A 12977-nucleotide genomic window follows, 5' to 3' on the forward strand; every position below is an offset into this window, starting at 1 on the left:
GCGATCACAACTGCGGTGCCGGAAAAACAGCCAAGTATAAACTCGCTATCCGATGTGCCAAAATCGTCTGCCGCAAATATCCAACAGCCAAGCAGATTGAATTGATGATTCCCGTAATTCTCTGTGGCGGCACAGGTTCTCGTCTGTGGCCGCTCTCCCGTGAAGCCTACCCAAAGCAATTTTTACCTTTAATTGGTAGCGAGACCATGTTGCAGGCTACGGTGCGGCGCTTGGAGGGAATACAGCAGCTGCAGGCCCCCATTTTGGTGTGCAATGAGGAGCACCGCTTTGCAGCTGCAGAGCAATTACAGGAGATCGGCCATGGAACTCAGTCTATCCTGCTGGAGCCCTGTGCGCGCAATACGGCGCCGGCTATCGCTCTTGCGGCTTTAGCGGCTCTGGAGGGTGGTGATGACCCGTTGCTATTAGTATTGCCGGCGGATCATGCTGTGGCTGATGTCACGACTTTCCAAGAGGCTGTGCAATCGGCAAGTGCCTTGGCGGAGCAAGGGCACCTGGTAACATTTGGAATTGTGCCAACACGTGCTGAAACGGGATATGGCTATATTCGCCGTGGAGAGCTCTTGACAGCAAAGGCCTGGAAAGTGGCGGAATTTGTCGAGAAGCCTGACTCCGAGACGGCTGAGTCTTATCTGGCAGGAGGTGAGCATTGCTGGAACAGTGGCATGTTCTTATTTCGCGCTTCCCGTTACCTGGAAGAGCTGGGGCAGCACCGTGGAGATATACTCACCGCCTGCCGAGAAGCCTATAAAGGTGCTGTTAGGGATTTAGACTTTACACGTGTGAATAAAGTCGCTTTTGCTGCCTGTGCTGATGAGTCCGTGGATTATGCGGTGATGGAGCTCACTGAATCTGCCGCGGTGGTGCCAATGGATGCGGGCTGGAGCGACGTAGGTTCTTGGCTCGGACTCTGGGAACTGGCAGAACGGGATACCGATGACAATCTGCTACATGGAGATATCCTGCTGGAAGAGAGTGAGGGTTGCCTAGTGCGATCAGAGAGCCGTTTGGTAAGCCTGTTGGGAGTGAAGGATCTGATAGTTGTAGACACTGATGATGCTTTGCTGATCGCTGAAAAACAGCGGGTTCAGGAGGTTAAGAAGCTGGTTAGCAGTCTCAAGCGCTCTGGCCGCAGCGAGGCCCAGCGCCATCGCAAAGTCTATCGTCCCTGGGGCTATTACGACTCTATTGATGCCGGACCGCGCTTCCAGGTCAAGCGTATTGTAGTTAAGCCGGGACAGCAGTTGTCCTTGCAGATGCACCACCACCGCGCCGAGCATTGGATCGTAGTGCGGGGTACCGCCAAGGTAACTCGTGGTGAAGAAGAGCTGTTGATCACAGAAAATCAGTCCACTTACATCCCCTTGGGGGTGGTGCACAGATTGGAAAACCCTGGAACCATTCCCCTGGAATTAATTGAAGTCCAATCCGGCAGTTATCTTGGAGAGGACGATATAGTCCGCTTTGATGATGACTATGGTCGCGGTTAGAAAAGCCCGAAAGTTGTACGCCTTCCACTACAGCCTGGCGGCTGCTCGCTGTACAATGCGCGCCCAATTTAACGCTGTTCCGGGAACTGCATGAATTCCATTGAGCGCCGGGCCCTGGGCGGGCTGGCTTCCCTTTATGTCTTTCGCATGCTCGGCCTGTTTATGGTATTGCCGGTTCTCACAATTTACGGTGAGGGTTATCGCGATAGCACACCGATGCTATTGGGATTGGCGATGGGCGCCTATGGGCTGAGCCAGGCACTGTTACAGATTCCTTTGGGCCTTCTGTCCGACCGCTGGGGACGTAAGCCTGTTATTTATACTGGCCTCGCGGTTTTTGCCTTAGGCAGTGTTATTGCCGCGCAGACAGACTCTGTTTATGGCCTGATTGTGGGTAGGATTCTACAGGGATGTGGAGCGATTGCCGCAGCAGTGATGGCGCTGGTTGCTGATCTCACCCGGGATGAGAAGCGAGGCATTGCCATGGCTATCATAGGGGCCTCTATAGGGGTGGCATTTATGCTGGCGGTAATATTGGGCCCTGCTCTCGCGGGAGCAGGGGGACTCCCGGTTATCTTCTGGGTGACAGCAGGGCTGGCAATTCTGGGGATGTTGCTGGTCTGGCGAGTGGTGCCCACTCCCCAGGTGGCAAGGCGCCCAGCGGTTTTCAGCGGTGGTTTTCGTAAGGTTTTGGTTAGTGGCCTTACCTGGAGATTGGTTTCAGGAGCGTTTTTTTCTCATCTCTTATTAACAGCTATGTTTGTCGCCCTTCCATTGGTGTTGGTCGACAGGCTTGGCTGGCCGGCGGGAGAGCATTGGAAACTATATGGCCCGCTGATGCTGGGTACTTTTATCCTGATGCTGCCTCTGATGCGGGCGGCAGAGCGCAGCGATAGAGTGGGGCTCGCTTTGAATTTTGCCTGTGTTGCCCTGGTGGGGGGGAGCGCGGCATTGCTGCCTATAAATGGCCCCGTAGCTGTTGTGCTGCTGCTAGGTATTTTCTTTACTGGTTTTAACCTGCTTGAAGCTCTGTTGCCAGCCCAGCTGACTCGCAAAGCACCTGAGAATGCCCGTGGCGCAGCTTCAGGGCTCTATGCCACACTGCAGTTTTTCGGCACTTTTGTAGGCGGTAGTCTGGGGGGATACCTTTTTGGCCTTGGGGGTGCCAGTGCCGTAGCATGGCTCGGTTTTTCCGTTCTGTCTGTTTGGATTCTGCTTTGGTGGTTGTTGCGGGAGCGGGAGCCAAAAGCTCGAGAGGGTAGTGCTTACTAACTGGTAGTGTCTGTTGTATGCTGCTGGATAAAAATACACTGGTCGCCAATCTGGGCGGTCGCGCATGGTTGGTGTGAGTCACCTCACATCTTAAATATTGAATGATTATTGCCTGGGTAGGACCTGGGTCGAAGAGAGGAGAGGGCCATGGCCAGGGGGATCAACAAAGTAATTCTGATTGGTAATTTGGGTAATGATCCAGAGACCAAATATATGCCGAGTGGCGGTGCGGTCACTAATGTGAGCTTGGCAACCAGTGAGAGCTGGAAGGACAAGCAGACCGGTCAGCAGCAGGAGCGCACTGAGTGGCACCGGGTGGTATTCTTTAACCGCCTGGCCGAGATTGCCGGTGAGTACCTGCGCAAAGGCTCTAAGGTGTACATTGAGGGCTCTCTGCGCACCCGCAAATGGCAAGATAAGAATACTGGTCAGGACCGTTACACTACCGAGATTGTTGCCAGTGAAATGCAGATGCTCGACGGCCGTGGGGAGCAAGGAGGTTTCGGACAGGGTATGGGTGGTGCCGGAATGGGTGCTGCTGGCATGAGCGGCCAATCTATGGGCGGTAGCCAGGGTGGCTACGAGCAACAACAGAGTGGTTTCCAGGGCGGTTATCAGCAGGGAGGTCAGGATTCCTTTGCTCAGGGGCGCACGGCGCCATCACCAATGGCACCGTCCAGCAAACCGCAGCCGCAGCCTAACCAGGGGCCAGCGGGTGGTTTCGATAACAGCTTTGACGACGATATTCCCTTCTAAGCCCATCCAGTGTCTGATCTACATACCGGTTATAAGCCGGACACGGTAGCGGTCATTACTGCTGGTAACGATATCGACAGCGCTCTGCAGAAACGCCTGCAGCGCGCTGGCTTTCGTGTTCAACAGCTTTTACCCGCAGAGCTCGACCAGCTGCGATCAAGCTCGATTGTTATCAATGCCTCGGCCTGCGCAGACAGCCAGGGCATGCCAGAGTCTCTGCAGGTGGCTAAGCAGCTCGCGAGAGGACTCTGTCAACATGTTATTCACCTTTCCTCTTATCAGGTATTCGCTGGAGGTGAACAGCGGAGATATGATGAGGATGAAGTGGCGGATCCACAGGCTCGAAGCGGTCGCCAGTGGTTGGCTTGTGAGCGTGCCCTGAGTGGATTAGAAAACCTGACTATCCTGCGATTTGGCTGGATGGTGGATAGCAACCTGGAAGCCCTGCTTGCGCGGGTATTACGGGGCTTTATAACTGGTGAACCGCTCGAACTGGATGGTATCAATAACGGTAATCCGGTTACTGTTCTCGATTTGTCTCGTGTGACGGTAGCGATAGCACAACAGCTAGCCAGTGGTGCCTTTGCTCCAGGGGTTTATCATTACGGAAGTTCAGACAGCTGCACCGCTATAGAGTTTGCGTTAGAGGTTGTGGAGCGGGCACAGTCATTTCACGATGAAGAGCGGTTTGTGCAACTCAGTGCATTAGAGGATTCTGGTCAAAAGGATCGCAGTGTTGTGCTGGCCTGTGGAAAATTGAGGGATGTGTTTGGCATTCAGCAGCACAGCTGGCGCCAGGGGCTCACCCGACAGGTAGAGCTTTGGTTAGAACGTTTGGGTGCAGAAAAGTCTGGTTAGGTTTCTATCAGCAAAGATAAAAAAGGCGCCTATATGGCGCCTTTTTTTGTTTAGATCTTGTCGAATACTAGGCAGGCGTTAGTACCACCAAATCCAAAACTATTAGACATGGCCCGCTTGATCTCACTGTCGCGAACTTCGGTCACCAGATCCATACCCACAGCTGCAGGGTCCAGATTCTCTACATTGGCAGATGCAGCGATAAAGTTGTTTTGCATCATCAGTAGACTGTAAATCGCCTCTTGTACGCCAGCGGCGCCGAGGGAGTGGCCTGTAAGGGACTTGGTAGAGGCAAATGCTGGAACTGTGTCACCAAAGACTTCACGCATAGCCTTCAATTCAGCCACGTCTCCAACTGGGGTTGAGGTGCCGTGGGTATTAATGTAATCCACGTTACCTCTCAGTCCTTTGCCGTCCATTCCCGCTAACGCTTGTTGCATACAGCGGGTTGCACCCTCACCACTGGGGGCGACCATATCGTAACCATCAGAGGTTGCGCCGTAGCCGGTCAGCTCGGCATAGATGGTGGCTCCACGGGCTACAGCGTGCTCCATTTCTTCCAATATCAGGCAGCCGCCGCCACCGGCGATAACGAAGCCATCCCGGTCGGCATCGTAGGGACGTGAGGCCTTCGTTGGGGTATCGTTATATTTACTCGATAGGGCGCCCATTGCATCAAAAAGGTGAGTCAAACTCCAGGCTAGCTCCTCACCACCACCTGCAAAGACAATGTCCTGCTTACCCATCTGGATCAGCTCGGCTCCATTCCCTATACAGTGCGCACTGGTGGCACAAGCGGAGGAAATGCTGTAGTTCACTCCCTTGATCTTGAATGGGGTGGCTAAACAAGCGGAAACGGTACTGTTCATTACCTGAGGCACCCGGTAGGCGCCCACGCGCCTTACGCCCTTTTCCTTGAGGGTATGGGCCGCATCAATAATTTGCTGGGTGGATGTGCCGCCTGAGCCCATCACAATACCTGTGCGCGGGTTGGATATCTGATCCTCCTGCAGGCCTGACATATCAATGGCCTCTTGCATGGCTATATATGCGTAGGCGGCTGCATCACCCATAAAGCGGAGCTGCTTTCTATCGATATGTTCCTTGAAGTCGATATCGACCTGGCCCGCTACCTGGCTGCGCAGGCCGAGCTCCCGGTACTCCTCCTGAAAGCGGATTCCGCTGCGTCCTTCTCTCAACGAGGCGGTGACTTCTTTTGTATTGGTGCCGATACAGGATGTAATACCCATTCCGGTAATGACTACCCGACGCATAGTGGTCTCCAGCATAGCTTGTCGGTAGAGGACTACATGATTTCTACCGACAATGGTTTACGGTGTGTTTAAAAATTATCGGTACGGGTAAATAAGCCTACGCGAAGATCCTTAGCTGTGTAAATTTCACGGCCGTCTACAGCAACGGTACCATCGCCAATTCCCATAACAAGCCTGCGCTCAACAATACGGCTCATCTGGATGTGATAGGTGACTTTCTTGCTGGTGGGCAAAATCTGACCGGTAAATTTGACCTCGCCACAGCCGAGTGCGCGACCGCGCCCGGGGTTACCTTTCCAGGCCAAAAAGTAGCCGAGTAGCTGCCACATTGCATCTAACCCGAGACAACCGGGCATTACCGGATCGCCTGGAAAGTGACAATCGAAAAACCAAAGGTCGGGGTGAATGTCCAGTTCCGCAATCAGTTCTCCCTTACCGAAGGCTCCGCCTTCCTTTGAGATATGTGTGATGCGATCCAGCATCAGCATATTGGGAGCGGGCAGTTGTGCATTGCCAGGGCCAAACATCTCGCCCCGGGAGCAGGTCAGTAGCTCCTCTCTGCTATAGGTGCTTTTTTGAACAAAATTACTCATTTTTTCCCCGTTGGTGGGTGGTTACGCAATCCATACTGGGCGTTTTTGTAAGAGCGGGCATTCTAAGGGCTCTGTGTCGCTTGTCTAGTCGGTCAGGGCTGTTTTTGTGACTGGCGCTGGAATTGCTTTCACAATCTTAGAGCATTCAGTAGTAGATTTTATGGTCCAATAGGGGATTTTAGCGTCATTATCTGTAAGTGAATGGCCCTAACAACTATGATAAGTTGCCGGCCAAGCACTGGGTGCGCTCGTTTCAAAATTATGGGGGAGCATAATGCTCAAGAAATGTTTATTCCCGGTTGCCGGTTACGGCACCCGCTTCTTACCTGCTACGAAAGCCATGCCCAAAGAGATGCTGCCTCTGGTGAATAAGCCACTGGTGCAGTATGGCGTAGAGGAAGCGATAGAAGCCGGGCTGACGGAAATCGGCTTTGTCACTGGTCGGGGCAAGCGCGCCATCGAAGATCATTTCGACACCAATTTTGAGTTGGAACACCAGATAGCGGGTACTGGTAAGGAACGATACCTTGATTCCGTTCGCAAAGTCATTGATAGCGCCAGTTTTTCCTATACGCGCCAGGGAGAAATGCGCGGTTTGGGGGACGCAATTCTTCAGGGGCGCCGCTTGGTAGGGGACGAACCATTCGCTGTAGTGCTGGCAGATGACCTGTGCCTGAATGAGGAGTTAGGCGTACTTGCGCAGATGGTGCAGTTATACAAGCAGTTTCGCTGCAGTATTGTTGCTGTCGAAGAGGTGCCTACTGAACATATCCACAAATTTGGTGTGATTGCGGGTAATGAGATCAAGCCCGGTTTGTACCAGGTTACCGATATGGTGGAAAAGCCGACGGCCGAAGAGGCGCCAAGCAATAATGCGATTATTGGTCGCTATATTCTGACTCCAGATATCTTTGACCTGATACGCGATACTCCTCCTGGCAAGAATGGAGAGGTACAGATTACCGATGCGCTGCTAGCCCAGGCCCGCCAGGGCTGCGTTTTGGCCTACGCATTTAAGGGGCGCCGATTTGATTGTGGTTCGGTTGAAGGCTTTATCGAAGCTACGAACCATGTCTATGAGAATGTTTACCTGCCCAAGCAGGCTGCCCAGGAGAAGAAGTAAGTGGCTGAGCTTACCTGTTTTAAGGCCTATGATTTACGCGGTCGTGTGCCGGAAGAGTTAAATCCAGATGTTGCGTATCGTGTGGGGCGTGCTTTTGCCCAATTCCTCGGAGCGCGACGGGTTGTAGTTGGGCATGATATTCGTTTGACCAGCCCTGAACTGACCGATGCTCTGGCGAATGGTTTACGCGATGCCGGTGCTGACGTATTTCATATTGGCGAGTGTGGCACTGAAGAAGTTTATTTTGCCACTTCCCATGGGGATTTTGATGGCGGCATCTGTGTAACCGCGAGTCATAACCCTATGGATTACAATGGTATGAAATTTGTCCGTGCAGGAAGTAGTCCAATTAGTGGCGATACTGGTCTGTTGGATATCAAGCGATTGGCAGAGCAAAATAACTTTGCCTCAGCACCAAGGCGAGGTGATCTATATCGCTTTGAACACCGTGTCGATTTTGTAAAACATTTGCTGTCTTATATCGATAGCACGGCTTTGAAGCCACTCAAGCTAGTGGTAAATGCTGGTAATGGCGGCGCTGGTGCAGTGGTTGATGCCTTGGCACCGCATCTGCCATTTGAATTTGTACGAGTACACCATCAGCCGGATGGTAACTTCCCGAATGGTATTCCCAATCCAATTTTGCCGGAAAACCGTGCAGCGACTGCGGAAGCTGTGAGAGAGTGTGGTGCCGATTTCGGGATTGCCTGGGATGGCGATTTCGACCGCTGTTTCTTCTTCGATGAAAAAGGTGAATTTATCGAAGGTTATTATGTGGTAGGCCTGCTTGCAGAGGCATTTTTGCTCAAAAATGATGGTGCGAAAATTGTTCATGATCCACGCCTGCTGTGGAATACCGAGGACATTGTCCATGCAGCTGGCGGGGAGCCCGTGCAGAGCAAGACCGGTCATGCATTTATCAAAGAGCGCATGCGTAAAGAAGACGCTATCTATGGCGGTGAAATGAGTGCGCACCACTATTTCCGCGACTTTGCTTACTGTGACAGCGGTATGATCCCCTGGCTTTTAGTGGCAGAGCTGGTAAGTCGCAGTGGTAAGTCTTTGTCTCAGTTGGTGAGTGAGCGTATGGCTGCTTTCCCCTGTTCTGGGGAAATTAATTCTAAGGTGAAGGATGCCGCTGAATTACTAAAAATGGCCGAAGCAAAGTATGCTCCGGGAGCTGAGAGCGTTGAGCATGTAGATGGCTTGAGTGTGGCTTATCCCGATTGGCGCTTTAACTTGCGTATGTCCAATACCGAGCCCGTAGTACGCTTAAATGTTGAGTCCCGTGGGAATGAGGCGCTAATGCGTGAAAAAACTCAAGAGCTTCTTGATTTAATTCGCGCTTGAAAAAGATAGAGTAAATACAGTAGTTAAAATTTAAGAGACCTGTTTAAGGTCAGTCAAAAATTTGGCTGGCCTTCCCTGCCTAAATTAATACTATAATTACTAGTAAATAAAATTTCATATTTTAATCTGTTGTCCCGTAAGTCTAAAGCGGGCGGGTCTTTCTGGTAATAGAGTTTTGCATGGTATTTAAATATTGTGCATAAATTTTCCACCGTTCATGGACGCATGCAACAATTGCTGTCGCATAGACCAAATATTCATACTGATGCCTGTTCAATTTGAACCGTCCAAATGACCTTCTGACTTTACCAAAAAACCAAAGCTTCCTTTGTTGATTACAGCTGTATCCAGTATTTTTTTGCAGCTATAGGGTCCTTAGTATACATAGAGGAATATTGTGTATTTGCAAAATTAAAAATTCCAGCTTATTGCTGCAAGGATTGTTGTCATGCAGGAATTTGTAATCCACTACGTATAATGAAGTTAGTCCACCTCTAGTGATTACAAGGTTATTTTGTGGGAATTTTTCAGGTGCTAATCTGAATTGATATAGGGCAGTGGATGGCCTCATAATTTTTCTTCTGGGTATTTTCCATTGGGTGAAACTTTGAAGCTGTTTTCCTTCAAACTGATGGTGCTAAAGTTTCGTTTGGTATTTATGGACTAAAAATAATAAATGCCTAAATCTTTGATATGGCTAAGTTTTGGTCCTGCTTATTTAATTTTTCGGATAAGTAGTGCAATAGCTTGGCTACAGGTGGTGGTGTTGCATTTATAGGGAAGTAACCTGGCTCGATTTTTGTAAAGATGTGATTAAGAGTTATAGAGGCTGCTATCTGGAGGACGACTCTTTAATTCGCAACGTATTGTTACAAATATTGCCCACCTTGTAAGTGAGGGGAGTGCACTCAGGTATGGGGAGTACTTATGTTCCTGGAGGCGTATTTGAGTGATAGGGCCACTAACTAATATAGTTGGTGGCCCGGCTGCTGTGGCTAAAAGTGCTATACGCTTCTCTCTACAGCAAAGCTGGCCAGTTGTTGCAGAGCCAGCTTTTGTTCGCAGTTGGGTAGGAACTCCAGCTGCTCTTTAGCGTTGTTAACAGCGGCACGTGCACGCTCCATGGTGTAGTCCAGGGCGCCGCAGGCTTCAATCGCGTCGACTATCTCGGATAGTTTTTCCGCGCTGCGTTGCTCTATCGCTTCTTTTACCAATTGGGCCTGATCTTTGCTGCCATTGGCCATGGTATAGATTAGTGGCAGGGTTGGTTTGCCCTCCGCCAGGTCGTCACCTACATTTTTCCCAAGTTCTTCTGGGTTGCCACGATAGTCGAGAGCATCATCCACAAGTTGGAAGGCAAGGCCCAAGTGGCGGCCATAGAGTTTCAGGGCCGTTTGTTCCCCGTTGGTGCAGTTAGCCATTACGGCGGCAGTTTCACAGGCGGCTTCAAACAGGGCGCCGGTCTTTTTGTGGATAACCGTAAAGTAATTGTCCTCGCCCACCGCGGGATCACCAGCATTTACCAGCTGCTGAACCTCACCCTCAGCAATAGTATTGGTGGTGTCGGAGAGGATTGCCATGATATCCATATCCCTGAGGGCTACCATCATCTGGAATGCGCGGGAATAGAGGAAGTCCCCCACTAGCACGCTAGGAGCATTGCCCCATTTTGCGTTAGCTGTGAGGCGGCCACGACGCATGTCGGATGTGTCCACCACATCATCGTGCAGTAATGTGGCGGTATGGATGAACTCGATGATAGTCGCGAGGTCAATGTGGCTCTCCCCCTTATAACCACAGGCACGTGCACAGAGAAGCACCAGAAGAGGGCGCAAGCGCTTGCCGCCAGCTTCGACCAGATAGTGCCCTATGTTTTCCACCAGAGGAACGTCCGAGTGCAGTTGATCGAGAATGCGCTGGTTGACCGCGGCAAAGTCTTCGGCGGCGACCCGGTGAAAAGGCAGCATGTGAGAGTTCCTTATACGACTAGACTGGCGCCCCCCGGGGCCCGGGCAGCAAAGGGGCGCTATTGTATCAACCCGACGAATTGATTAGAATCTGCGCCCCGTCAATTGCGGGCTTCATGTGGCTATTCAGCTGCTTTGGGGTCGTTTGGCGAATATAGATGTTAAACAACACGGCGCAAGCTCCCGAAATGCGGAGCAGTGACTCAATAGTCCTCCCGCTGCTTCGTGTCGTCCATATCGGAGCATAGAAATATGTACGCTGTTTTTGAGAGCGGTGGTAAGCAACACCGTGTAGAAGAGGGCGAAGTTCTTCGCCTGGAAAAGCTGGAAGTAGCTACCGGCGAAACCATTGATTTCGACAAAGTGCTGATGGTCGTTAATGGCGACAAGATTAACATCGGCGCTCCCGTTGTAGAGGGCGCTAAAGTATCGGCTGAAGTAGTGAGCCACGGCCGCGGAGAGAAGGTGAAAATCATCAAATTCCGTCGTCGCAAGCACTCCATGAAGCGCCAAGGCCACCGTCAGTGGTATACCGAAGTCAAAATCACTGGCATTAAGGCATAACAGAGGAGTAACGACTCATGGCACATAAGAAAGCTGGCGGTAGTACGCGAAATGGTCGCGATTCCGAGAGTAAACGCCTGGGCGTGAAGCGCTTTGGCGGCCAGTCTGTAGCAGCAGGCAATATCATCGTTCGTCAGCGTGGCACCAAATTCCACGCAGGTATTAACGTTGGTATGGGCAAAGACCACACCCTGTTCGCCACTGCGGACGGCGTTGTGAAGTTTGAAGTTAAGGGCCCCAACAACCGCAAGTTTGTTTCTATCGAAACTGCTTAAGCGGCCATTAGCCCAAGCTTCATAAAAAGCCCCGCTATTGCGGGGCTTTTTTGTTGGAAAAGTCGCAGAAAAGCGGCGACGGGAAGTTAGGGTGGCAGGTGCCCACAGGGGGCGGCTTGTCGGCTGGTATGATGATAGGGGTGCGCGGATGCGCGTACCGGATAAGGCAACCGCTATAGCGGTGGAGAGATTATGAAGTTTGTCGATGAGGCGCCCATCGTTGTCCAGGCAGGTAAAGGCGGTAACGGTTGCTTGAGCTTCCGTCGGGAGAAGTTTGTAGAAAAAGGAGGCCCGGATGGCGGTGATGGCGGCGATGGTGGTTCCGTTTACCTGGAAGCCGATGATTCCCTCAATACCCTGGTAGATTACCGCTATCAACCTCGCTATGCAGCTGAAAGTGGACAGCCGGGCCGCGGGCGCAACTGTACGGGGGCCAAGGGAGAAGACCTGGTGCTGAAAGTCCCCGTGGGAACCACTGTGATTGATGTGGATAGTGGCGAAGCGGTCGGCGACATGACTGAGGCCGGCGAGCGCCTTCTGGTTGCCCAGGGCGGCTTTCACGGTCTGGGTAATACTCGCTTTAAGTCCAGTACCAACCGCGCTCCCAGGCAGACAACAAATGGTACTGAGGGGGAGGTGCGCAGTCTCAAGCTGGAGCTGAAGGTTCTCGCCGATGTAGGCATGCTTGGACTCCCCAATGCGGGTAAATCCACCTTTATTCGTGCAGTTTCCGCAGCCAAGCCCAAAGTGGCCAACTATCCCTTTACTACCCTGGTACCTAACCTCGGTGTGGTACAGGTGCAGAAGCACCGAAGCTTCGTGATTGCCGATATTCCCGGCCTGATTGAGGGGGCAGCAGAGGGGGCGGGTCTTGGGATTCGCTTCCTCAAGCACTTGACCCGCTGTCGTGTGCTGTTGCACTTGGTGGATTTGGCACCATTTGATGGTTCTGATCCGGTGGAAAATGCCCGAGCTATTGAGCATGAGCTCTCCAGCTTCAGTAAGACACTGGCTGGACGTGAACGCTGGTTAGTACTGAACAAAACTGACTTGGTACCGGCGGTAGAACTGGAGGAGCGTTGCCAGGCAATTGTAGATGCGCTGGGTTGGACCGGTCCTGTTTTCCGTGTGGCAGCAATCCGCAAAGAGGGCACTGATATCCTCAGTGGTCGTTTAATGGATTACCTCGAGGAGCGTCAGGAAGATGAGGACCGTGACCCTGAGTTGGCGCAGGCAGAACTGGAGTCTCAGCGCCAGATGCAGCGTGAGGCCCGTGAGCGTATTGAGGAGTTGCGTGAGAGCCATAGGGCTAAGCGCAAGGCAGCCAGGGAGCATGTGGATGATGATGAGGATTGGGATGACGATGAACACGATGTCGATATTGAGTATCGCCCCTGAGTTATCTCATTTGGCAAAGTCCCTCCTGAGCTGCCC

12 protein-coding genes are annotated in these 12977 nt (G+C 51.9%); 9 read left to right on the plus strand and 3 right to left on the minus strand.

Annotation, left to right across the window (positions count from 1 at the left end):
• Positions 1 to 104 precede the first annotated feature (104 nt).
• The 4 genes from G367_RS0102015 (at position 105) to G367_RS0102030 (ending at position 4397) form a co-directional block, all read left to right on the plus strand.
• Complete coding sequence (locus G367_RS0102015) at positions 105 to 1511, plus strand: mannose-1-phosphate guanylyltransferase/mannose-6-phosphate isomerase (protein ID WP_020411418.1); 1407 nt, start codon at positions 105 to 107, stop codon at positions 1509 to 1511.
• A 90-nt stretch (positions 1512 to 1601) separates the two neighbouring features.
• Positions 1602 to 2783, plus strand: coding sequence for an MFS transporter (locus G367_RS0102020; protein WP_020411419.1), 1182 nt, complete (start codon positions 1602 to 1604; stop codon positions 2781 to 2783).
• A gap of 147 nt (positions 2784 to 2930) precedes the next feature.
• Entirely contained in the window at positions 2931 to 3539 is a 609-nt protein-coding gene (gene ssb / locus G367_RS0102025; protein WP_020411420.1) for a single-stranded DNA-binding protein, read from the plus strand.
• Positions 3540 to 3548: 9 nt separating this feature from the next.
• Positions 3549 to 4397, plus strand: coding sequence for a sugar nucleotide-binding protein (locus tag G367_RS0102030; protein WP_020411421.1), 849 nt, complete (start codon positions 3549 to 3551; stop codon positions 4395 to 4397).
• 50 nt (positions 4398 to 4447) lie between these two features.
• Here the strand turns inward: G367_RS0102030 and fabB are convergent, their stop codons facing one another.
• Together fabB and fabA are read right to left on the minus strand one after the other, a co-directional pair.
• A complete protein-coding gene (gene fabB / locus G367_RS0102035) occupies positions 4448 to 5671 on the minus strand; it encodes a beta-ketoacyl-ACP synthase I (RefSeq protein WP_020411422.1) in 1224 nt (407 codons plus the stop codon).
• A gap of 68 nt (positions 5672 to 5739) precedes the next feature.
• Positions 5740 to 6264, minus strand: a complete 525-nt coding sequence (gene fabA / locus G367_RS0102040) for a 3-hydroxyacyl-[acyl-carrier-protein] dehydratase FabA (RefSeq protein ID WP_020411423.1) — start codon at positions 6262 to 6264, stop codon at positions 5740 to 5742.
• 274 nt (positions 6265 to 6538) lie between these two features.
• Here fabA and galU point away from each other — a divergent pair, with 274 nt between their 5' ends.
• Entirely contained in the window at positions 6539 to 7387 is an 849-nt protein-coding gene (gene galU / locus G367_RS0102045) for a UTP--glucose-1-phosphate uridylyltransferase GalU (RefSeq protein ID WP_020411424.1), read from the plus strand.
• Entirely contained in the window at positions 7388 to 8737 is a 1350-nt protein-coding gene (locus G367_RS0102050) for a phosphohexomutase domain-containing protein (RefSeq protein ID WP_020411425.1), read from the plus strand.
• Between the two features lie 1004 nt (positions 8738 to 9741).
• On the opposite strand, the gene G367_RS0102055 is transcribed toward G367_RS0102050, so the two are convergent.
• Entirely contained in the window at positions 9742 to 10704 is a 963-nt protein-coding gene (locus tag G367_RS0102055) for a polyprenyl synthetase family protein (RefSeq protein ID WP_020411426.1), read from the minus strand.
• 252 nt (positions 10705 to 10956) lie between these two features.
• On the opposite strand from G367_RS0102055, the gene rplU reads away from it, so the two are divergent.
• The 3 genes from rplU (at position 10957) to cgtA (ending at position 12941) form a co-directional block, all read left to right on the plus strand.
• Positions 10957 to 11268 (plus strand): 50S ribosomal protein L21, encoded by a 312-nt coding sequence (gene rplU / locus G367_RS0102060; RefSeq protein ID WP_020411427.1) that lies wholly within the window; start codon positions 10957 to 10959, stop codon positions 11266 to 11268.
• Positions 11269 to 11285: 17 nt separating this feature from the next.
• On the plus strand, positions 11286 to 11543 hold the full coding sequence (gene rpmA, locus G367_RS0102065) for a 50S ribosomal protein L27 (RefSeq protein ID WP_020411428.1): 258 nt from the start codon (positions 11286 to 11288) through the stop codon (positions 11541 to 11543).
• Positions 11544 to 11735: 192 nt separating this feature from the next.
• A complete protein-coding gene (gene cgtA / locus G367_RS0102070) occupies positions 11736 to 12941 on the plus strand; it encodes an Obg family GTPase CgtA (protein WP_020411429.1) in 1206 nt (401 codons plus the stop codon).
• Positions 12942 to 12977 lie beyond the last annotated feature (36 nt).

Origin of the sequence: Microbulbifer variabilis ATCC 700307 (assembly GCF_000380565.1) — a bacterium.
Lineage (GTDB): Bacteria > Pseudomonadota > Gammaproteobacteria > Pseudomonadales > Cellvibrionaceae > Microbulbifer > Microbulbifer variabilis.